Here is a 20,850-nt window from a genome sequence, read left to right as displayed (position 1 = left end):
TCCCGTGTGGCTGGTAAGGCGTATTGGTATTAGCAACTGTGAGATAGTGGGGGTTGAATTGTCTAGAGTTGTTAAGGCCAAGTATGAGAAGGGCGTGTTAAAACTCTTAGAGCATGTTGAGTTGAGGGAGGGTGAGGAGGTGAAGGTGAGGATCGAGAGGAGTCTAAGAGAGAAGCTGAGGGATTTAATCGGAGTTCTCGGAGAGTCTAACGATGAGGAGCTGGAGAGATATCTAGAGGAGGCTTGGCAGCTGTGATCTTCCTGGACACCAGCATATTATATCATATCCTCCACAAGACGCCTAGAATGGAGGAAGTGTTGACACTTTTAGAGGAAAACCCTGAGACTATACCATCGATTATACAGTTCACAATGAGATAATCCATGTTTCTACGGTACACTACCTAGAACGTAAGCATGGAGTGAAAGGATTGTACTCTGTAAGGAGGTGGATAAAGAAGCACGGCTATCCAAGAGAGGTTGTCAATGCGGTTAAAGAGCTGATTAGAAGGCTAGAGATAAGGATAGTGCCGAGCGTCTACACCGAGCAGGAGCTCTACGAGACCCTGCTAAATTATAGGCTGCTTCCAAGCGATGCAATCATAGCCCTAACGTGTAGACACTACGGCATAGACACGATCCTAACCTTTGACGAAGATTTCAAGAGAGTACCCTGGCTCCGGGTGATTCCCTAACCTTAGAAGCGTCTAGTCCAGCTTTAACTCGGACACAAGCTAAACCAGATGGGTTGTCAGAAGCAGTTGCGGGTATAGGTAGGCGATATAAAGATTTGTTGTGTCGAGTATGACTTGATTTTTGAATGGTTGCTTGGCGGTAATTGTTGGCGGTATCGTCTTGGGCTGCACGTGTTTCAAGTTGTTTATTGAAGGATTGAGTGCGCCTTCACTCCCGTGGCTGATTTTCAGTGCATCAACTCTCCCTGACTATCGAGGCCATGGGCAAGGCAAAAGCGAGATAACGAGACTCCGATAGATTCTAACAACACAATTCCAAGAGGACAACGTATCTTCGAGACTACTGCTCCACCCCCTGACGCACTCCGAGGAAGACGCCTCCAAACAAACCGATAGCATGAGATGCTCGACGACAACAAGACGAGACTTTTCCTCACACAGTCTCCTAACAAGCAGACAAACATATAGTCAACGTAAGCCTCAGCCCTCTACGACCCTAGATGCGTAGCCCAAGTTAAACTACGCGTCAAGCGGAGCGAAGCATGCCACACCATAGACTATATAGCCTTCCTCAACGCGACATCAGAGGCAGTAGCTAGTAAGCTACAGTTATGTTACGACTGAAATTAGGGTATGCTTCATGAGGGCTAAAATGATTGTTATGTCTCGAGCGTTTTCCGAGCCCTAAGCGCCTCTTAATGCCTTGGTCCAGCTTGCCAGGTATGCGTCGCCTGTTGAGCAAGCGGGAAGGTTGATAGCTAGTGGGGATACCCTAGGTGTACCCTGGGTGCACCGTCTTATGACACTCGTAGCTGTTACGATCAAGGTTCGCCGGGAGATTGCCGAGCTTGCTGAGGAGATGGTTAGGCTGGGGTTGGCACGTAGCAGGAACCACGCGTATAACATGATGATAGAGATGGGGTTGCGGGAGGTGAAGAGGCTAGTGGAGCGCAGGAAGGCTGTGAGGAGGCTTGTCGAGGAGTTCATGAAGAATGGTCTCCCCTACACTGACCTGCCAACTGTAAAGGATGTGGAGGAGGAGCGAGCCCGTTGATATACGTGGATACGAACGTCGTAGTGTCATATGTTAACAGGAGGGACCCTCTGCACGAGGCTGCAGAGAGGCTCGTTGCAAGGCTCCGGAGCCGCGGGCTAGTAGCATCACAGCTTGTGGTGCTCGAGCTCTTCGCGGTCTATAGCCGGGTTATGAAGGTGAACGACATAGAACTGGAGGCTATCGTGGAGTACTCGCTGGCTACGCTGGGGGCCAGGGTAGAACAGGTCGAGTGTGTAAAGCTCTTCGCAGAGGCCCAGAGATATGCGCATGTCCTGCGGCTCCGCACACTCGATCTCCTCCACGTTGTATCTGCGTATCTGCTCGGAGCCGAGGGGATAGCAACCTTTGACCGGGATATAGTAGCGAAGAGCACTACCATAGAAGAGACTCTAGGGTTAAGGGTGTACACGTCGCCGCAACCCAGCAACAGAAGCTAGAGCATGGTGTGCGGCGTTCATCGCCACAAGGCCTATCTCTTCTCGAAGAGAGTTAGCATGGGAGGAGAACCTCGATAGCCTCGATAGCATAGAATACTCGCGCCAATAACACGGTATTTGCCTTGCATTGCGCTGTTCGCTCTTGGCACTACCATGCTAGAGTATCTTGTCGATCCCCTGGATGTTGTGCTTGTAGAACTCGGCTTCGCGTCTACCCATGAGGTGTATCCTGAAGGGGTGGTTGTAGGGTAGGCCGGCCGCCTCCTCGATCCTTGCTTTTAGCGAGGCTCTCTCGAGGAAGCAGCCCGGCACGTTATTGGATACTATCAGCACGTTTATGGCGCTGGTTTCTCTGCCAGCTTTGCCTCTAAACGCGTACACCTCGACGTCTGGCAGTATCCTGGCTGCTGCCCTCGCTATCCTCTCGACCCACGCTCTCCACTCTTGGAGCATCTTCGCGCGGTCGACCGACTCGTTTCTAGTGCTTGTCATGCCAGGCTCACTAGCTCATGGATATGATCCGAGCCTAATAGCGTCTACCGCTCTCCCCGGAGCATGTAGCTAGACGCATCATCTTCGATAAGGTGATCTCCGGCGGGCAGTTTCATGCGGAGTGTATGGAGGTGTGGCACTGGCTCTAGTACCACCAGGTGTCTATGAAGTTGTGCTCCGTTAGCCTATGAGCGTCGGGCTTGCAGACCCCGCGGAAGACGCACGCTCCGCTCTCGCAGTAGCCGAGCTTCTCGCACGCCGGTGTACAGCCGGTTAGGCATGCTGGCTTGTCTCTGGGGCAGCACTTCCTGCCGCCAGCCCACAGCAGGTCGTCCAGGATGTAGGGGTCTAGCCCCGCCTCCCTCGCGACGAGATCCCATGCTCGCCGCACAACCATCCGGATGTACACGTCGGTCTCGTCGTTGACCGGCGGCGCGTTGGGCGTGAATAGCTCCTGGGCGCCGTCGAGAGGCTTCACTATGCCCATCCTAACCGCGAGCCTAACCACATGGTTATCCACGGGGACGTGCTTGTGCCAAGCATCCCTAGCCCTGAACAGCCCCCTGCGCTCCAGGAACTTAGCCAGAAGGTGACTCTTCTTCTCAACCGGGTCGTTATAAGCGAGGAACACTCTGAGGTTGTCGAGCAGGCCTCGGCCTGGCTCTGGGTGCCTCCGGAGCCACCCGCCAGCCTCCTCGAGGAGCCTCAGCGCGGAGCCATTGAACAGCTCTAGGAGCTTCCTCCCAAGATCCCGGAGGAGAGCCGCACGGACACCAGGATCCGGTGGCGTCGCGCCATCATCGCTCGTGAGCCACTTTCTAACCTCCTCGTCGCTTAGGCGTGCCAAGCTACGAGCCTCGAAGAAGCCAGGCTCCTCCCGGAGCCTACGGGCGCCCAACGCGTAGAGCAGATCAGCGCCATGGTACCACTCGCCGTCAACAAGCCCCCCGTAGGGGCGCCCAGGCCTACTCAACCTATGGTCTATGGCTACCATCGCCAGGAAATACATGGCTGTTAGCTCCTCGTCGTAGCCGCGCGGCGGGTAGAACCTAGGATCAGTGAAGTCGTCGAGCGAAACCCTCGGCGCGACACGCGAGAATATCCTAGCAACCCTGGCAACAGCCACCCTATCCACTAGGAGCAAGCCAAGCCCCAAGACGAGCATGGTAGCGTAGAGGGTTACAACTTCTACACGCTTTCCATCCACCGGAACAGTCTAGACACGGACGAGTGTCAGCGTGGGACTCCCCCCGCACCATTAGGGGTATTCTAGGCGTCACTGTCGCGCCCTTACCACTGGGGTTTAGCAGGATGAGCGAGCGTATAGAGAGGCTTGCAAAGCTCATGGAGAGGTTTCTCTCGCCCTTGTCGCAGAAGCTCGGGTTTAGCATCGATACTATTGAGAGTGTTGAGGTTGACCCGGAGGGGCCTAGGATAGTGGTGCAGGCGGGCGGGGGCGAGGACTACGAGAGGCTCTATGTGGATATCTCGCCGGATGGGGTGGAATTGACCGTCACCATCCCGGCGCCGAAGGGGCTGGACCCCGACGAGGTGGATGCGATCCTCGGGCTTCGTATAGAGGAGGGGGAGGAGTTCGAGGGTATAGAGGAGTATGACGTGGCGTACGACCCTGAGGAGGGGGAGCTGACTGTAACGCTCCACGCCAGGACGGTGAATGGCCTCCCGAATGTACAGACGATAAGACGCGTGGCTGGCGAGGTGCTTGAGGAGCTTCGTTCCAACCAGGAATCTGGTTAAAACTCTGTGCTTGTAGCCCGGTTGCGCTTGGCGTCTAGACTTGGATAGTGTACTGTTAGCCGCGTTTGCAGCTGTAATGCTGGCTACGGTTGCATTCGGGTCGACTAGGTTAGCGTTGGGAGAGGTGCTCGGGATCGAAGTTGGTAGCCTGTTCTACGCGGGGCTGGCTCTCTCGGCGTTCTTCGCCGGTAGAGGCTTCTCGGCAACAGTATCCGGCTTCATCTACGAGAGGCGGGTGACGCTCGCAAGGAGGCTACCGGGTCTAGCCCTATTCGGCATAGCCGCTACTGTCTATGCCCAGGGGTTGACTAAGGACCCGGTGCTCCTCACGATACTGGCGGGGTTGCAGGGTATCCTAGCGGGGCTCACATGGCCTCTAGTGCAGACGAGCGTCGCTCTACACTCGCGTGGCTCTACACTGATACTCTCGGTGTACTTCGCGCTAGGCTCGATAGGGATATCGCTAGGGAGAGCCCTATACCCAACTCTAGCATCGCAAGGCGTTAGCAGAGTATTCATGACAGCATCTATGCTCTACATGGCTGCGGGAGCGGTCCTCCTAGCCGGGTTCCAGAGCCTCACGCTAGGCTCGACGAGGCAAGAGGCTAGCATGGGAGCATGGAGGGAGACGCTCGCGCTACTATTGAAGGCTAGGAGGGCACTGCTAGTCAATCTGGCAAGCGGGTTCTCCGTGGGCCTAAACTCGCAGGTGCTATACCCTGTACTCGTGGATTACAAGGGTGTTGACAGGTACACTGCCTCATACGCCCTAGCTGCCGGCGGGCTAGCCAGCATACCGTCAAAGCTGCTTGTCGGGGCGCTCGCCGACGCAACAAGCTTGAACCGAGCGCTACTCGTGACCAGCATATCGATAGCCGCTAGCCTAGCCAGTCTCTCAATCTTCGATGGGATAGTTGCTGCTGCCGCCGCAGCGGCATACCTGGCGTTCTCCTCTAGCGTAGTTCCACTTGCGAGGATGACTGCGGCGATGGAGGGTAAGAAGCTAGGCGCGCCAGCGACGATGGTAGGGGTTTCCAACACGCTCTCCAACATAGGCTCGATGATAGCACCGGTCTTGGCGCAGCCTCTAGTCGCTCTGCCCTGCGGGCTCGTAGCCTACGCAGTCCCCATACTAGCCGCTGCTACCACACCGAGACGTAAAGGGAGGAGTGTGGAGGAGGCTAGGCCGACATGGGCGGTGTCCGGTAGCAGCACCGGAAGGGGTACATAGCGAGACGCACGCTGCTATAATCGTGACTTATGTGGTCTATGTGGGTTCGGACAAGGTCGAGGAGTAAAAGAGTCTAGAGAGGGAGAAGATGCGGGGCTCGTGCTCAGCTCTTGCCCAGGTTATAGGCGACGTACTTTGCTATCTCGTCTAGGGTCACTATGCCCACGATCTTATCGTCTTGTACTACGACGGCTCCTCTGCTGCCCTTCTCGAGTATCGCCTTTGCGACTTCTGCTAGTGGGGTGTCTGGCTGTACGCGTGGCGGCCTAAGCCTCATGACGTCGTGTACGAGTAGATGCTGTATCCTTATCTTCTGGTGCTTGAGCGGGACTATCTCGTGGAACGCCATGAGCGCGTATGCAACCTCGTACACAGTTATGTAGCCCATAAGGTGGTCCTCCTCGTCGACGACCGGGATGAAGCTGATGTCATTCTGAGCCATTAGCTGCCTAGCGTGGAGGACGCGGTCAGTCCAGCGTAGTATGAACGGCTTGACTGTCATCACGTCTGAGGCCTTGGCGTCGGCGCCGTGCTCTGCCACGAACTTTGCGATCTCCCACTTTGAGATTACGCCGACAACCTTGCCATCCTCGACTACCGGCAGTATGCCTATGCTAGCCTCTACAGTGCCTATGGTCACGTGGTTCTCTAGTATCATTCGTGCTGCCTCGTCGAGCTTGGCGTCCGGCTTTATCGTGATGATGGGCTCCGTGCTCATGAAGGATGATATGTGGAGGCGGCCCGGCACTGTTGTCCTTGTCCTCTCCGTGCCGAGCTTTAGCATGACGTCGCGCAGCGTCAATATGCCTACGAGCTTCTCATCCTCAAAGGCGAGGAGCTTGTCGAAATCCTTCTTCTCCAGCGCCTCCCACGCCGCTCTGAGCGTCTCGTCCTTGTCTAGTACGGGATAGTCTGTTCTGGCTAGCTCGGCTACACTCGGGAGTCTCGCCACGAGCCACCACCCCCAGAGGCTTTACACCGTCGGGGATTTCGCCGTCGCAACGGCGAAGAGTATATCCCTCTCGGTTATAATCCCGACGAGCTTGCCATCCTTAACAACGAGTAGGCTGCTAACCTTCCTCTCCATCATCTTGGTCGCAGCCTCGCCAACGTCAGCCTCCGGCTCGATAGTGTAGAACTCCTTGGTGCCGACCAGCGTCACCGGCACGGATAGAGCCTCGCTCATCTTGCCGGACGGCGCGTTGCTGAACGCATCATGGCGGCCAAAGTACCTCACAATATCCTTGGCTGTTATCATGCCCCATATCTCTCCGGTCTCCTCGTCAACTATCGGCAGCCTCCTGAAGCCAAACTTTACCATGGTCTCAGCGGCCTCCTTCACCGTAGCCCTCTTGTCTATCGTCACGACGTTCTTGCTCATCACCTCCTCTACGCGCCTTCCCACGTTCTTCTCGATAAGCCTCTCAACGATGTCATGCTCTGTGATTATGCCATAGACGCGGCCGTCTGGCAACACTACCGGTAGGACGCCGATGTTGTGGACAACCATCTTCTCTATTATGTCGGGTAGCTTGGCCTCCGGCCCAACGGTGACAGGGTTCGGGTTCATTATGCTCTCGACTGGCTCTAGGCGCAGCGCGTGGAAGATGTTATCCTTGTGTCTATTCTGCACTATGTTGTAGTACTCGCCGCCCCCGAAGTAGTTCACCATGTCCATCGCAGTCACTATACCGACGAGCGTCTTGTCGCCCGGGTGTATGACGGGTAGCGCCCTAACCCACCTGTACGCTATGAGCTCGGCAGCCTCTAGCACCGGGGATGTCTTGGCGGTGGTGTAAACCGGCCTAGTGGCCATTATCTGCGCGTCGCCCTCAACCTTGTATATCCGGTCGCTGATGTTTGGCTTGCCGTCGCTACGCAGCCAGCGCATACCCTCGGGTCTCCTTGGTGGCGTCGGCACGAATCTTCTCAAACAGCTCACCCGTAGCATTTAGAATTAGGCTCCTCGGCTCAAGAAAAGGATACCTACGCTCATAGTCGCCAAGCGGCACCCGGTCAAGAGGCACAGGCCTGGCTCCCCATGCCTCTACTGGCTCGTTGTGCCCAGGTCGGTCAGACCATCTTAATAGCGTAAAACCGCTCCCACCGGGGTGGGGCCCGCAGCTTGGCTAGCCTCCCGGAGCTACTCGAGAAGATACTGAGCGGGCCGGGGCTGACACACCAGGAGGCGCGTGAGATAGCACTTATGATGCTGAAGGGCGGCATAGACGATGTAGGAATAGCCGCCATTCTGGTCGCTCTTCGCGCCCGGGGCGAGACACCAGAAGTCGTGGCTGGTTTCGCCGCTGCTCTCCGCGAGACGTGTGTAAAGGTGCAGGTCCCGCCTGGTGTCGAGCCTATTGATACTGCTGGCACGGGTGGAGACCGGAGCCACACTATCAACGCTTCTACTGCTGCTGCTCTTGCAGCCTCGGCTCTGGGCGCCTATGTGCTGAAGCATGGCAACCGCTCTGTTAGCAGCAAGTCGGGTAGCGCGGATTTCCTCGAGAGGCTCGGGTACAAGATAGACCATGGGCCGGATGAGGCTCGGTGTATGCTGGAGAAGGCGCGTTTCGCCTTCCTATACGCGCCGCGCTACCACCCTGCAATGAAGAGGGTCATGCCGGTGAGGAGGAAGCTCGGGATACGCACAGTCTTCAACCTGGTAGGCCCGCTCTCCAACCCCGGCCTCGTGAAGCGACAGGTGCTTGGTGTGGCGTCTCCACAGCTCCTGGAGACGATGTCCAAGGCGGGAGCGATCCTAGGCTACGAGAGACTGCTCGTTGTTCACGGCGAGCCCGGTATAGACGAGGTGAGCGTGACCGGCGCCACTACCGTCGTGCTCGTAGAGAAGGGTAGCGTACTGGACACGGTTAGGTATACCCCCGAGGAGCTTGGCGCGAAGAGACACCCGCTTCACTTGCTCCGCGTGGAGACCCCGGGGGAGAGTGTGGAGAGGGTACGGAGGGTGTTCCAGGGGGAGGGCGCGCCCCACGACACAGACTTCATAGCCGTGAATACGGGCTTCGCGCTGTACGCTGCAGGTGTTGTCAGCGAGCCTAGGGAGGGCGTAGAGTTGTTCAAGCAGGCTCTCGCTGAGGGCAGACTAGCGGAGCACCTCGAGAACGTGTTGAGGGCCTGCCGCGAGTGCTGTGGATACTAGCGTCGACCGCCGCGTATAGCTTCTAGGGCCGCCTCGAGCACCTTGGGTGGCAACAAGTCCCTATTCTCGACGGTGACCGTGAACCACACTCCTTCGCTCTTCAACAACGGCAGTATCTCGATGTCACTCAGCCTTGCATGAGCAACATATATCCCGGGTTTGCCGCTGCGAAGCGCCGCTAGTATCGCCGCGCGTATACCGCGCGTCTTCAACTCCATGGGACCGATCTCGTCGATGCCTATGATGTCCGCCTCGCGTAGAGCTCTCTCCACAGCCGCCCTGGCGACGTCCTCCGCCTCACGACAGACACGATACCTGCCGACGCGGGGCCCGTCGCACTCCTCACCCGCCTTAGCAAGCCAGGCCTCGAGGCTACCATCCAACGATACTATCTTGAAGCCTATGCGCCTGCCGCCCACCCGAACCTCGGGGCACGCGAAACCCTCCACCCGGTAACCCATGCTCCTCAACTCGCCGACAACCTTCCGGAACAACGTGGTCTTGCCGACACCGGGCCTACCGGTGATAACGACAAAGCGGTGCGGCATTCAGAGGCCCCCGAGCAGCGAGACACAACCCTAGGTTATAACTCGGGTTATGGCGACGCCCCTCTTCAACACTTAACTTAGGTGGGTAGGGGGAGCGCCCCGTGGGCCCAAGATTTGAGTCTACGTGTGCTCCTCGTTGGCGCTGGCCGCTGGGGTGCAGTACACGCTAGGACGTTGAGGAAGGTTGGCGCCGTCCTAGCCGGTATTGTGGACGTGAAACGCGAGGCTGCCGAGAGGGTGGCCAGGCTCTACGGGAGCCCGGATACCAGGATATACATGAGCCTAGACGATGCTCTGAGTATGCGCGAGGCTTTCGATGCTGCTATAGTAGCGGTGCCTCCAGGTTCACTCTACGAGGTATCCAAGCAGGTCATTGAGGCGGGTCTACACGTCCTCATAGAGAAGCCTGTCGCCATGAAGAGCTTGGAGGCGGAGGAGTTGGCGCAGCTCGCTGAACGCAAGGGTATCGTAGCGTTGCCGGGCTACTTGCTGCGCTATCACCCCGTAACCAGACGCGCTATGCGTGCAATACACGTTATGGATCCTTGGAGAATGGAGGTGGCTCACATTGTGGACCGTAGAGGGTCGGCTAGGACCTGGCCAATTGCTCACGACATTGCGGTGCACGATGTTGACCTGGTGTTATTCCTTCTTGGTGGTGAGCCTCGCGTGGAGAAAGCCGAGCTTAGTGTCCGTGAGACTGGCTCCACGTTGACGATTTGGCTGCGAACTGGGGATAGAGAGGCTATCGTGACTGCTAGTGACGAGGTGGGCGGGTGTGTTAAGCATCGTGTCCTGAGGATCTATGGGCGTGGCGGTGTACTCGAGGCGGATTACGACGCTAATACTGTGCTATTGAAGACTCTTGAGGGTACGAGGGTAGAGGCGCTATCCTCAAAGCCGCCGTTGACGCTTGAGCACGAGGTTTTCATGTCGAAGGTGTTGCGGGCGCTAGGCAAGAGTACAGCCAAACATCCATTGGAGCATGTCGCGCCTACTATGGGTGACGCGGTGAGAGTGCTGAGGGTGATTGAGGAGGCGTTGCGCGTGGCTAGCGGCTAGGCTGTTAGCCAGGAGGCGGCTATCTCGCGTAGCTTGGCTTCTATCTCTTCGCGGGGGCCCATAGCCTCAATCCTACCCTCAGCCATGACTATCACAGTGTCGGCTATGCGTATTGCTTCCCTCACCCTCTGGTCTACTAGTAGCACTGTGCGTCCCTCGTCGGCAAGCCTCCTTATGATCTCGTAGATCTGGCTGGCTACTTTCGGAGCGACGCCTGCAGTCGGCTCGTCGAATAGAAGCACCTTCGGCTTATAGAGTATCACGCGGGCTACGTCAAGGAGTCTCTTCTCGCCGCCACTGAGCAGCGAAGCCGGGATGCGCCTCTTGGCTTTCAGCACCGGTATGTACTCTAGAGCCTCCTCTACCGTGTCTTCGTCGAGACCAGCGAGCCAAGCGGCTAGCTTGAGGTTCTCCTCTACGCTCATCTCTGGGAATATTGCCGGGGATTGAGGTGAGAGTGCTAGGCCAGCACGTAGCAGCCTGGACGGCTTCCACCCGGTCACATCAAGCTTTTCTAGCATTACGCGGCCGTCGAGTATGCGCACGAGCCCGTATATGGCTTTGAGTAGCGTGCTTTTGCCAGCACCGTTAGGTCCTATCACGAGAGTTACTTGGCCGGGTGGCGCTGTGAAGGTCACGCCACGTACTATCGGGTTGTCTCTCGTATAGCCCGCGTAGAGGTTCTCAACCCGGAGCATGGCTTAGGGCACCTCGCTGCCAAGGTAAGACTCGATCACCCTCGGGTCACGGGTGACCTCCTCTGGCGCACCCCTGGCTATCACTCTACCCTGCGCCATCGCTATCATCTCATCGGCGATCCTCGATACGAAGCGCACGTTATGCTCTATGATGACGACGGTTGTCCCCCTCTCCTTCATCTCCCTAATCGCGTTCTCGATGCGCTCGAAGAGGCCTGGGTTTACGCCAGCCGTAGGCTCATCCATGTAGAGTATCTTGGGGTTCTTCGCCAGAGCCCTCGCTATCTCGAGTAGCTTCTGCTGGCCGCCCGAGAGCCTCCCTGCCCTCTCCCAGGCCTTACCCTCCAACCCCACGAGCCTAAGCAGCTCCATGACCTCACTACCCGAGAGCGAGGGGTTGGCTATCGCCACGTTATCATAGACGGTTAGTGTGCGGAATGGCAAGGGTATCTGGAAGACTCTGCCCACGCCCAGCGACGCTATACGATGCGGAGGCCACTTGGTCACATCCTTGCCCATTATGTGGACGCTACCCGCATCCGGCTTAACATAGCCGGTAAGGACGTTGAGGAGGGTAGTTTTGCCCGAACCATTAGGCCCGATTATAGCATAGACCATGCCCTCGTCAAACGTGAGCGTGACGTGATCCAGCGCGGTTACGCCCCCGAACCTCTTCACGAGGCCGCGAGCCTCTACTACGGGCAAACTACCCCCAGACGAGCAGTGGTAAACCAGAATTTAAACTGGTTAGCAGTTTCATTAACCAGCCTCCTTGCCTCTCTGCGTCTCTACGATCTCTGTAGCCTTGCCCACTAGTTTAGCGAAACGCCTCTCGATAACCCCTTCAAGGAGGCCGTAGATGCCGCGAGGCGCAGCGATGGCTATGAGCGCCACGAGGCTACCAAGTACGATGTACGGTGTTATGGTTACTAGGAGTGGCGCCTCGCTAGGGTTGAAGCCCAGCGCGGCCACTATCTCGGGGGAATACATCGCCAGGAAGTTGTCAAGCAGCTTCACTAGTATCGCGCCAGTGACTACGCCGGTGAAGCTGCCCAGCCCGCCAGCGATAGCCGCTAGCACCATCAGCGTGTTGTATCTCGGGTCGAAGGCTAGCTCTGGATCCACATAACCGCGGCCACCGTAGGAGAGGAAGTAGGTTGCACCAGCAGCGCCAACTATGAACCCACTAGCTGCCAGCATAGCTGCCCTGTAGAGAGCCGGGTTTAGCCCTAGGCTGGCCGCAGCCTCCTCGCTGTCACGTATAGCTAACACGCGCCTACCAAAGAGCGTCTTAGAGACCAGCACCGAGCCAGCTATACCCAACAGGGCTAGGACGAGTGCAGCCACCAGCGCAGTGACAGTGTTGAGCCCAACTCCAGGCACAGCAGTAAGACCGACGCTACCGCCCAAACCGGGAACGACGCTCACCAGGCTACCAGCCGCGAGGAACAACGCTAGGCTCGCGACTGCAAAATAGGGCCCTTTCACCCGCATCAGTGGCCCCATGAAGGCAATCGCGAGCATGGCTGTAGCAAGCCCCGCTACGGGGATAGCCACGATACCAGCCAGCCACCCGGCGCTAGCCATCGCGTTAGCAGCTAGTATGCCCAGGTAACCGCCCAGCGCATAGAGCATACCGTGACCAAAGCTTAGGTAGCCGGTTGTGCCAGCGAACAGGTTGTACCCGAGAACCACAGCGATAAACAGTGTCAGGTCAAAAGCGACTTGAGCTGCTAGAGGACCGCCAGCCAAACCCCATAGGGCTATCGCGGCTACAGCAATCAGCACAATAGCGACAACTATCAGGAAACCACTGCCCCTAAGCACGACGAGATCGTCCAAGCACAATCCCCTGGCTAGTGCACCCTCCCACGTCTTATATATGGTAGTGCTGCGGGAGGGGCTACCCGCCCACCGCGACCCCATCGACCGGGCTGCAGCCCGGCCTAGGGGCCGCGGTCGGGGCGCACCAGGCCACTATATTTGTCGTGCCATGCCGGGGGTATAAGGGGAGGGGTGGAGGAGAAGGGCTAGGGGCAAGCATCTGAGCCGCACGTGACAGTCACAACGTGTCTTCAAAACTAGCAGGGTAGCAGTGTTTTTGGTTCTTCTCGTGTGGTGCTCGCCGCCCGACGGAACCCCCGCTCATCCGGACCCGGGGACTACGGGTCTGTCGCGGAGGCAGGGCCGGTTTTCGAGCCTAGGGGGCACTCTTTTATACGACTCACGGCGCTAGGCCGAGGAGCTTCTTGATGTACTCGCGTAGCCCGTCACGACCCTGGCTGTAGTACACCTTTGCGTACTCGAATATCGGCGCTCTCTTCATGGCCTCGTGGAATATCTTGATCGCCCTCACGCCCTCGACTTCCAGCTCGAGGTCCAGGCACGCCCTCCACACTACATCTTGGAGTTTGGATACGAACTGGGAGTCGGTACTGTCAGCCTGGTGTACTATCTGGGACTCGACCATGGTGAATGGGGTGGTGCCGTGGGCCTCTGCTATGGCCCTCACTAGGGGGTCTGGCGCGCCCCTCTTGTATAACTCGGATACCATTGCGAACTCGTGGCTTAGGTACCAGTCGCTCCTTGGACGGTAGCCGCCCGTTAGCGGGTCCTTCTCGTACTGGTAGTACTTGAAGAGGTCGTGTAGTAGCGCAGCAGCAACCACGATATCTTTGTTGACGGTTGCGCCGTACACGTCGCGGTATACCTTGATTAGCTGCATCGCTATCTCGGTGACGCCCAGGGTGTGGTCTAGTAGACCGCCTGGGTATGAGTGATGGTTCTTGGGGGCTGCTGGTGACTCGTAGAAGCTGATGCGTGGCTCGACACGCACGAATGTTATCTTAGGCTCGCGTAGGAGCTCTACGGTAATCGACCGTATCTTCTCGTCGTTGATTTCCTTCTCGGCTATCTCTAGGAGCCTCTCATGTATCCTTCTAGCCCTCTCCTCGAACGAGATGCTCAACGCGCACACCCGACACTCCAAGGCGGGACACTAGTTAATCAGCCCAGTGCACCACTGGCACCGTGCATGCACAAGCGCCTTGCAGGGCTTGCGTATCTCCTGCTAGCGTTTAAAGCATGGTTTTCTGGCCTATCCGTATGGTGCTGTTATTGGCGAAGCTTGTGACTGGTACTGGCTTCCTCTGGGTCGAGGTCTGTAACCGTCGCTATGAGCACGATGTTGTTGTCCTTCCTGGTTGTATCGTGAGAAGGAGATGGGCGAAGAGCTTGTCAAAGAAGTACGCTGACCTGTATGGTCATCCTCCGCTCTCTCGTGAGGAGCTGGAGGTTTACCTTAGGGAGGCTGGCGAGGTGGACTGCGTGGTTATCGGTACGGGGCAGGAGGGGCGCATGAGGATAACCCCGGATGCCGAGAAGCTGCTTGGCGAGCTGGAGAAGGAGCGGGGCGTGAAGGTGATTGTTGCAGAGACGCCGATGCTGGTGGGTCTGGAGCTTGACTGTGAGAGGCTGTTAGCCGTTATACACGTGACGTGCTAGCCGGGGGAGGCTCGTCTTGTGCTGGAAGCTGGTGCGTGACAAGATTGGCGAGGAGCTTCGCTCCAGGGGTGTTACAGTCTGGAAGGCTAGGAGTAACGAGGAGTATGTCAACGCTCTCCGTGCGAAGATAATCGAGGAGGCTTATGAGCTTGCCGTTGCCGAGAGCAGCGAGAGTGTACTTGAGGAGGCTGCTGACCTCCTAGAGGCAATAGTGTCCCTTCTCAAGCTACATGGGTACACGCTTGAGGATCTCCTGGCTAGGGCTGAGGCCAAGAGGAGAGAACGAGGAGGCTTCGAGAAGAGGCTCATAGCACTCCTCGAGGATTGTTAGCATTGCGCGCTTTTGTGTGAGGTGCTCCGCAGTGCAGCTTGTGCATGTGGCCCGCCCGCCTGCAGAGATAAGGGGTAGCCTTGCTTGCATGTGGCTGGCCTGGCGTCAGCGCTAGGCGTTAAGGTGTGCGCCTTGGGCATGGAGGCTAAGTTTCTGCGTGACTTCCCCCTCGCTGAGCACGCGGCTGAACTCGGCAAGCTTAGACACTGTGAGACCCACGATATATTCCAGCGTCTTGGTGTACTAACCCCTCAGCGTGTGCACCTCAAGAACCACCCGCTGGCAAACCCGTTGACGGTCTTCAACGCTGCGCTGGACCACGGCAGTAACGGTGACATGCTGGTACTCTACCCGAGGATAATAATCGGCTACTTCAAGTATGCGTCTGCGATCGCCGAGGTCGAGCTCCCCCTCGAGGATCTATACACTGGGAGTATCTCGATAAGCCACTATCCCGCTGAGATAATCGTCTACCCCTCGACTAGCGTCGACATATGGGGCTCTGAGGACCCGCGCGTCACGCGCATTGACGGAACGAGACACATGGTGTATGTCGGCCGCACCATCAACTACTTCGAGGCTCACATTAGGCGCGAGAGGACTCTCCCCGTTCTCGCAGTAGAGGCTGGCAGGCATAGATGGGTGAAGGTAGGGTACTTCGTGCTCCCGGAGAGGCTGAGACCCCACGTGATAAGCGATAAGGATGCGTTTCTAGTCCAGGCTTCTAACGGCGACCTTCTGCTCTTCCACAGGCCTCACATGGACGACGAGAACTTCTACCTGACGATTAGCATAGTGCCCCACGACGAGTACAAGAGGGCTCTCGAGGAGGCTGAGCGCGGGGAGCCCGTCCCGATAAGGGTTAGAGGTACGCGCACAATACTCCCCGTTGCGCCCTTCGAGGAGAAGCTCGGATGGGCATCACCCCCCGTCATGGTAGAGCGTGACACATTCCTCACGCTTGTACACGCTGTTGACGTGAGACTCAAGAGGTATCGCATCTTTGCTATGCTAGTACGATACGACCGCGACGTCGGACCAAGACCCATCGCCGTCACGCCAAGGTACATCATGGAGCCTAGGGCGATGTACGAGGTGTATGGAGATAGGCCATTCACAGTGTTCCCATGCGGCGCTGTAAGGCACGGCGACAGGCTGATAATATCCTATGGCGCAGCTGATAGCGTCGTTGGGTTCGCAGAGGCAGGCATAGACGATATCATGGCTGAGCTTGACCACCTACGCCTCGAGTAGCAGCCAGAGCAGCGATAACGAACAGCGTCATAGCGACGAGCCATACTATCCACTCGCGTCCAGCAAGCCTCCGCGCTCTCGCCGACAACAACGCCTTTAGCACAAGAGCATAGACGAGCAACACTAGTATAACAGCCACTATGAGGGTGTACACGATTGTCCCCTAGACACGCTCCTCAACCGCCATTAAAATAGAGAGGAGCGATAAGACAAGAAACGGAGAAGAGGAGCATGTGGATAATAAACGTCCCTTATTCGAGCCGGACGGGTCGGGGGTAGGCCACGTCAGTCTCTTCCGGCTCGTGGAGCAAGCGGAGGTTTACGTGTAGAACGGTGGCTTCTCCTGGTGCTTCTTCTCCGCGTATGGCCTCTTCCTATGCTTCAGCACCTTCTCAACCGCCTTGAGGAAGTCCTCCATGGTTATCTCGCGGCGCCCTGCGCGTAGGGCGAAGTAGCCAGCCTCGGTGACTATGGCCTTGATGTCCGCGCCTGTAGCACCCTCCGTGATCTTCGCGATGTAGCGGAGGTCTACGTCGGGGGCTAGTCTCGCCCTCCTAGTGTGTATCTTGAGTATCTCGTAGCGGCCTTCCTCGTCGGGCGGCGGTATGTAGATGAGGCGGTCGAAGCGGCCTGGCCTCAGTATCGCCGGGTCAAGTATGTCGATACGGTTTGTCGCGGCTATCACCTTAACATCGTCGAGTGGGTCGAAGCCGTCCATCTCTGCCAGGAGCTGCATGAGTGTACGCTGGACCTCCCTCTCGCCGCTCGTGCCTATATCCACTCTCTTCGCAGCAATAGCGTCAATCTCGTCGATGAATATTATCGCGGGGGCCTTCCTCCTGGCCAGCTGGAACACCTCGCGGACGATCCTGGCGCCCTCGCCGATGAACTTGTGGACTAGCTCAGAGCCCACCACGTGTATGAACGTCGCGTTAGTCTCGCCAGCAAGGGCCTTTGCTAGCAACGTCTTGCCACAGCCCGGTGGGCCGTATAGTAGAACGCCCTTCGGGGGCTCAATGCCAAGCTCCTTGAACAGCTCTGGGTTCTTGAGAGGCAGCTCGATAGCCTCACGCAACTCCCTAATCTGCTCCTTGAGACCACCAACATCACTGAACCTCACCTTCGGCCTCTCTACAACCTCAAACCCCTTCACATAGGGGTCTTCACGCTGTGGCAGCACGTCCACTATAGCCGAGCCTCTGCTGTTAAGCGCCACGTGCATGCCCGGCTGTAGCTTGGAGATGTCAACACGATTCGAGACCTTGACTACGAGGTTAGGCCCAGTCGTACTCTTGACTACCACACGGCCGTCTGGCAACGTGTCGAGCACAATAGCCTCTATGAGTGGAGCCTCCATCAGCTTCTGGACCTCAGACTTGTAGTAGCGTAGCTCGCGGCGAAGGCTCTCCCTCTCGGCCTCAAGCTCGCGGAGACGACGCTCAAGCATCTTTACATACTCGAAGAGAGTCTCACAGTCTAGGTGGACTTTCACCTCCGCTTTCTCGCCAACACCAGGCTTATCCTCAAAGGCACTCGCCATACCCTCTAAACCCCACCATGAGCCTACCTAGGGTGGGTACCCCTAGACTAAAATAATGGTTGAGGCTCGTGATACCACACCACAACCCATACCACGACCCGTATTTAAACGCGGCCCTACCGTAATGACGCGCCGTTTGGTGCAATAGCGGGGGGCAAGCCCCGCGCTTCTCATCCAACGGCCGCGTACGCGGCCGCGTCGAGCGGGGTGCTTCAATAAACGTGGATGCCGGCGGCTGGAAATAGGGGTTGTGATGAGGAGTCCGACCCCTGAGAGAGTGATGAGAACTTCTCTCCGCTGATCCTCCTCTACGGCGGTATACCCTGAGGCGTCTCCTCCCCACCACCCTCCTCGAAGAGCTCAACAACTATCCTCGCCTTGACCTTATCCTTTGTGAATGGCGGTGGCGTCTCTCCAAGCTCCACAGCAAACACAACGCGGTTCCCAAGGTCGTCGTTGAACCTTATCTCTGCGACATATACCTTCTTTGGCCCCTCCTGCATCATCCGGAGCACCGCATCGTATATCCTTGAGAGTGCCATCTGTAGAGCAACTGGGCTCGAGAAGTCCTCGGGGCGCAGCTGTACGACTTCCATACCCCGGATCATCTGCCCTATTCTCGCTTCACCCTCGAATATCTTGACGTGCCTGCCTGGCTCTTCTCCCACGCCAAGGCACCAGGACAACAACCCCGCCCGGGGATACTAGGCGATTCGGCGCCCCGCAGCGTAACGACAGTATGTACTTTACTATACACCGCACTATTAACGCACCCATAGCGGATACGGTCTTGTGCACATGCGATTTAGCCGCCTTTATAGGCGGTGCACGGTCCTCCTCACAACTATGTTGTTTTGCGACATTTTCTCTAAATATACGTACATGTTGTACATAACTCGTTTAAAAGCCTGGTTATTGAAAGTTCATGCGGGAGATATAGTTGGACTATTACTACCACCCGGATGTCTTGGCCAGAGTTGTTAGAGCCGGAGAGGATGCTAGAAGTGCATCCCACCCAAAACTCCGTAATCGGCGCGACACACTCGAGATACTATCTACTATGCTCGAGATACTTATGAGTGAGGGTGGTGTCACAAAGACGCGGCTAATGAACCAGGCTAACCTGAACCCAATATCCTTCCAGCGTTACATTATGATGCTCGAGTGTGCCGGTGCTATCGAGAGCATTGAGGACGGCCCACGCTTGATCTACAAGCCTACGCCGCGGGCCGCCTCGCTTAGACTATTATTGGCGCTGCTATCGAATATTTTGAACCCCGACCCCGAGATTATACGAGAGTATAGAAAGGTGTACGAGGCTATTCGCTCGGCACTCGAGAGCACCGGGTTTGAGGTAAGGAGTGTGCATGATGGCTCGGAGGCCGTGTTAGACGGCATAGCCGAAAGGGACGAGTGTAGGGTCGGATTCATGGTTGCCCTGAGCAAGGATCCGCTTACTCTTCCGCGGCTAGCACTCTACGCTAATCTATCGCAGAGCAACGAGCTGAAAGAACTCGACGACGTTATAATCGTGACTGATAACGAGGAGTGGGTTAGGGGTCTTATCGCTAGCGGCGCCACGGTAACCAGTACAGGCTCGCTTCGTGAGGTACTACGTGGTGTCTGTTAGCGCCCCTACCTACTCTTTAAAAGAGGATGAGTTGCGCTCGTCCCTCCTCCTGGAGAGTCTGACCCGGGTGTGATGAGTATGCCCGAGGAGAGGGTATACATAGTAGACCACTTCACGGGGAGCTATGCTGTCAACGAGAAGAGGGACCTAGTAGCCTATGAGCATGCGCCGAAGACCCTCGACGATATGGTCGAGGAGGCTCTGAAGATCGAGCGCGGCGAGCCGAACTACGCGCTACAGAAGCTACTGGACAAGCTCAAGGAGATGGGTGTAAAGGAGGTTGTTATCGAGGATGAGAGGCTGGCTAGGTTCGTCACTAGCAAGGGCTTCGAGGTGAAGATAGAGCCTGGCAACGAGATCGCCGTCGAGTTCCGCGGCAAGATACCAGAGGTTGTCGTTGAGACGGGGTTTGTGAGCAGCGAGGACGAGTACAGGAAGCTGTTGCACGAGTTTAGCCTCGAGGTTACGAGGCGTAAGCTGCGCCGTGCAGCGCAGAAGCGCGACCTGCTGGCTGCCCAGGCAATCCGTGCCATCGACGATATCGACAAGACTACCAACCTGTTCTCGGCTAGGATTCGCGAGTGGTACAGCCTTCACTTCCCCGAGCTTGACGACCTAGTGAGGGAGCACGAGGACTACATCAAGATCGTGGCGGAGCTTGGCCACAGGGACAACATAACCAAGGAGAACCTCATGAAGCTAGGCTTCAGCGAGAAGAAGGCTGAGGAGATAGCAGAGGCGGCCAAGAAGAGCATGGGCGCTGACTTCTCCGACCTCGACATCAAGGCTATCCAAAAGTTCGCGAGGATAACCCTAGAGCTCTACCGGCTCCGCCGCGAGCTAGCCGACTACATCGCCGCCGTGATGAAGGAGGTCGCGCCGAACATCACTGCACTGGTCGGCCCACTGCTAGGCGCGAGGCTAATCAGCCTGGCAGGCAGCCTAGAGGAGCTAGCATTCCTCCCAGCCAGCACGATCCAGGTGCTTGGCGCCGAGAAGGCTCTGTTCAGGGCGCTGCGCACCGGCGGCAAGCCGCCAAAGCACGGTGTTATCTTCCAGTTTCCAGCTATCCACAGGTCGCCAAGATGGCAGCGCGGTAAGATCGCCAGGGCTCTAGCAGCCAAGCTCGCAATCGCCGCTAGGGTCGACTACTTCACCGGCAGGTACATTGGCGACAAGCTCAAGGAGGCGCTGATGAAGAGGATCGAGGAGATCAAGAGGATATACGCGAAGCCGCCGAAGAGGAAGGCTGCCGAGGCGAGGCCGAAGCCAGCGCCAAGGAGGCGCGGCAAGGGCAGGAGGAGGAAGGGCGGCAAGAGGCGCTAAGCTTCGCGCTTTTAACACGAAATGCTGCACACTTGCATCTTCGGGTTAATACCTCCTTTTTGGAACATGCGCATTCATAGATGATACAGCCTCGGTTTTGACCGAGATCCTTGTGTTGTAAGGC

At 57.1% G+C, this 20,850-nt stretch carries 25 protein-coding genes; 13 read left to right on the top strand and 12 right to left on the bottom strand.

Annotation, left to right across the window (positions count from 1 at the left end; genetic code table 11):
* Window positions 1-58 precede the first annotated feature (58 nt).
* The 4 genes from PYRFU_RS09005 (at window position 59) to PYRFU_RS08990 (ending at window position 2,189) form a co-directional block, all read left to right on the top strand.
* Window positions 59-256, top strand: coding sequence for an antitoxin family protein (locus tag PYRFU_RS09005; RefSeq protein ID WP_014027367.1), 198 nt, complete (start codon window positions 59-61; stop codon window positions 254-256).
* Window positions 257-431: 175 nt separating this feature from the next.
* A complete protein-coding gene (locus PYRFU_RS10280; RefSeq protein WP_014027365.1) occupies window positions 432-695 on the top strand; it encodes a PIN domain-containing protein in 264 nt (87 codons plus the stop codon).
* A 799-nt stretch (window positions 696-1,494) separates the two neighbouring features.
* Window positions 1,495-1,749, top strand: coding sequence for a hypothetical protein (locus PYRFU_RS08995; protein ID WP_048192796.1), 255 nt, complete (start codon window positions 1,495-1,497; stop codon window positions 1,747-1,749).
* 5 nt (window positions 1,750-1,754) lie between these two features.
* Window positions 1,755-2,189: a type II toxin-antitoxin system VapC family toxin gene (locus tag PYRFU_RS08990; RefSeq protein ID WP_244403940.1), complete on the top strand. Its 435-nt coding sequence runs from the start codon at window positions 1,755-1,757 to the stop codon at window positions 2,187-2,189.
* Between the two features lie 156 nt (window positions 2,190-2,345).
* Here the strand turns inward: PYRFU_RS08990 and PYRFU_RS08985 are convergent, their stop codons facing one another.
* Together PYRFU_RS08985 and PYRFU_RS08980 are read right to left on the bottom strand one after the other, a co-directional pair.
* Window positions 2,346-2,681 (bottom strand): DNA polymerase beta domain containing protein, encoded by a 336-nt coding sequence (locus tag PYRFU_RS08985; RefSeq protein WP_014027362.1) that lies wholly within the window; start codon window positions 2,679-2,681, stop codon window positions 2,346-2,348.
* Window positions 2,682-2,826: 145 nt separating this feature from the next.
* A complete protein-coding gene (locus tag PYRFU_RS08980) occupies window positions 2,827-3,888 on the bottom strand; it encodes a hypothetical protein (RefSeq protein ID WP_014027361.1) in 1,062 nt (353 codons plus the stop codon).
* 104 nt (window positions 3,889-3,992) lie between these two features.
* Between PYRFU_RS08980 and PYRFU_RS08975 the strand changes: the two genes are divergently transcribed.
* Both PYRFU_RS08975 and PYRFU_RS08970 read left to right on the top strand, forming a co-directional pair.
* Entirely contained in the window at window positions 3,993-4,439 is a 447-nt protein-coding gene (locus PYRFU_RS08975; protein ID WP_048192019.1) for a hypothetical protein, read from the top strand.
* Between the two features lie 40 nt (window positions 4,440-4,479).
* Entirely contained in the window at window positions 4,480-5,670 is a 1,191-nt protein-coding gene (locus PYRFU_RS08970; protein ID WP_014027359.1) for an MFS transporter, read from the top strand.
* Window positions 5,671-5,773: 103 nt separating this feature from the next.
* On the opposite strand, the gene PYRFU_RS08965 is transcribed toward PYRFU_RS08970, so the two are convergent.
* Complete coding sequence (locus PYRFU_RS08965; RefSeq protein WP_014027358.1) at window positions 5,774-6,622, bottom strand: CBS domain-containing protein; 849 nt, start codon at window positions 6,620-6,622, stop codon at window positions 5,774-5,776.
* Between the two features lie 21 nt (window positions 6,623-6,643).
* Entirely contained in the window at window positions 6,644-7,603 is a 960-nt protein-coding gene (locus tag PYRFU_RS08960) for a CBS domain-containing protein (RefSeq protein WP_244403850.1), read from the bottom strand.
* Between the two features lie 192 nt (window positions 7,604-7,795).
* Between PYRFU_RS08960 and trpD the strand changes: the two genes are divergently transcribed.
* On the top strand, window positions 7,796-8,833 hold the full coding sequence (gene trpD, locus PYRFU_RS08955) for an anthranilate phosphoribosyltransferase (protein WP_014027355.1): 1,038 nt from the start codon (window positions 7,796-7,798) through the stop codon (window positions 8,831-8,833).
* Here the strand turns inward: trpD and PYRFU_RS08950 are convergent.
* Window positions 8,830-9,381, bottom strand: coding sequence for a nucleoside-triphosphatase (locus PYRFU_RS08950; protein ID WP_014027354.1), 552 nt, complete (start codon window positions 9,379-9,381; stop codon window positions 8,830-8,832). The two genes, trpD and PYRFU_RS08950, sit on opposite strands and share 4 nt — an antisense overlap.
* A 114-nt stretch (window positions 9,382-9,495) precedes the next feature.
* Here PYRFU_RS08950 and PYRFU_RS08945 point away from each other — a divergent pair, with 114 nt between their 5' ends.
* Window positions 9,496-10,443: a Gfo/Idh/MocA family protein gene (locus PYRFU_RS08945; RefSeq protein ID WP_048192016.1), complete on the top strand. Its 948-nt coding sequence runs from the start codon at window positions 9,496-9,498 to the stop codon at window positions 10,441-10,443.
* Here the strand turns inward: PYRFU_RS08945 and PYRFU_RS08940 are convergent.
* The 4 genes from PYRFU_RS08940 to PYRFU_RS08925 all read right to left on the bottom strand — a co-directional run bounded on the left by PYRFU_RS08940 (window position 10,440) and on the right by PYRFU_RS08925 (window position 14,118).
* Window positions 10,440-11,141 (bottom strand): ABC transporter ATP-binding protein, encoded by a 702-nt coding sequence (locus tag PYRFU_RS08940; RefSeq protein WP_014027352.1) that lies wholly within the window; start codon window positions 11,139-11,141, stop codon window positions 10,440-10,442. The two genes, PYRFU_RS08945 and PYRFU_RS08940, sit on opposite strands and share 4 nt — an antisense overlap.
* Before the next feature lie 3 nt (window positions 11,142-11,144).
* The gene (locus tag PYRFU_RS08935) at window positions 11,145-11,846 is read right to left on the bottom strand and encodes an ABC transporter ATP-binding protein (RefSeq protein ID WP_014027351.1); all 702 of its coding nucleotides are present in this window, start codon (window positions 11,844-11,846) and stop codon (window positions 11,145-11,147) included.
* A 54-nt stretch (window positions 11,847-11,900) separates the two neighbouring features.
* Complete coding sequence (locus PYRFU_RS08930) at window positions 11,901-12,983, bottom strand: branched-chain amino acid ABC transporter permease (protein WP_014027350.1); 1,083 nt, start codon at window positions 12,981-12,983, stop codon at window positions 11,901-11,903.
* Between the two features lie 382 nt (window positions 12,984-13,365).
* Window positions 13,366-14,118: an HD domain-containing protein gene (locus PYRFU_RS08925; RefSeq protein WP_014027349.1), complete on the bottom strand. Its 753-nt coding sequence runs from the start codon at window positions 14,116-14,118 to the stop codon at window positions 13,366-13,368.
* A 140-nt stretch (window positions 14,119-14,258) separates the two neighbouring features.
* Here PYRFU_RS08925 and PYRFU_RS08920 point away from each other — a divergent pair, with 140 nt between their 5' ends.
* The 3 genes from PYRFU_RS08920 (at window position 14,259) to PYRFU_RS08910 (ending at window position 16,230) form a co-directional block, all read left to right on the top strand.
* Window positions 14,259-14,645, top strand: coding sequence for a hypothetical protein (locus tag PYRFU_RS08920; protein WP_052296978.1), 387 nt, complete (start codon window positions 14,259-14,261; stop codon window positions 14,643-14,645).
* Window positions 14,646-14,661: 16 nt separating this feature from the next.
* A complete protein-coding gene (locus PYRFU_RS08915) occupies window positions 14,662-14,976 on the top strand; it encodes a nucleoside triphosphate pyrophosphohydrolase (protein ID WP_014027347.1) in 315 nt (104 codons plus the stop codon).
* A 90-nt stretch (window positions 14,977-15,066) separates the two neighbouring features.
* On the top strand, window positions 15,067-16,230 hold the full coding sequence (locus tag PYRFU_RS08910) for a glycoside hydrolase family 130 protein (protein ID WP_244403938.1): 1,164 nt from the start codon (window positions 15,067-15,069) through the stop codon (window positions 16,228-16,230).
* Here the strand turns inward: PYRFU_RS08910 and PYRFU_RS08905 are convergent.
* From PYRFU_RS08905 to PYRFU_RS08895, 3 genes are all read right to left on the bottom strand, one after another.
* Window positions 16,196-16,384: a hypothetical protein gene (locus PYRFU_RS08905; RefSeq protein ID WP_014027345.1), complete on the bottom strand. Its 189-nt coding sequence runs from the start codon at window positions 16,382-16,384 to the stop codon at window positions 16,196-16,198. The genes PYRFU_RS08910 and PYRFU_RS08905 overlap by 35 nt on opposite strands.
* 165 nt (window positions 16,385-16,549) lie before the next feature.
* Window positions 16,550-17,770 carry a proteasome-activating nucleotidase gene (locus PYRFU_RS08900; RefSeq protein WP_014027344.1) on the bottom strand — a complete coding sequence of 407 codons (1,221 nt, stop codon included), beginning with the start codon at window positions 17,768-17,770 and terminating at the stop codon, window positions 16,550-16,552.
* 308 nt (window positions 17,771-18,078) lie between these two features.
* Window positions 18,079-18,456, bottom strand: coding sequence for a hypothetical protein (locus tag PYRFU_RS08895; RefSeq protein ID WP_014027343.1), 378 nt, complete (start codon window positions 18,454-18,456; stop codon window positions 18,079-18,081).
* A 254-nt stretch (window positions 18,457-18,710) separates the two neighbouring features.
* Here PYRFU_RS08895 and PYRFU_RS08890 point away from each other — a divergent pair, with 254 nt between their 5' ends.
* Complete coding sequence (locus PYRFU_RS08890; RefSeq protein WP_014027342.1) at window positions 18,711-19,400, top strand: winged helix-turn-helix domain-containing protein; 690 nt, start codon at window positions 18,711-18,713, stop codon at window positions 19,398-19,400.
* 78 nt (window positions 19,401-19,478) lie between these two features.
* Entirely contained in the window at window positions 19,479-20,726 is a 1,248-nt protein-coding gene (locus tag PYRFU_RS08885) for a C/D box methylation guide ribonucleoprotein complex aNOP56 subunit (RefSeq protein ID WP_048192010.1), read from the top strand.
* Window positions 20,727-20,850 lie beyond the last annotated feature (124 nt).

It is taken from the genome of Pyrolobus fumarii 1A (assembly GCF_000223395.1).
In the GTDB taxonomy this organism is placed as follows: Archaea; Thermoproteota; Thermoprotei_A; order Sulfolobales; family Pyrodictiaceae; genus Pyrolobus; species Pyrolobus fumarii.
The sequence above is the reverse complement of the archived record's forward strand: the minus strand, read 5'-3'. Positions and strand labels throughout refer to the sequence as shown.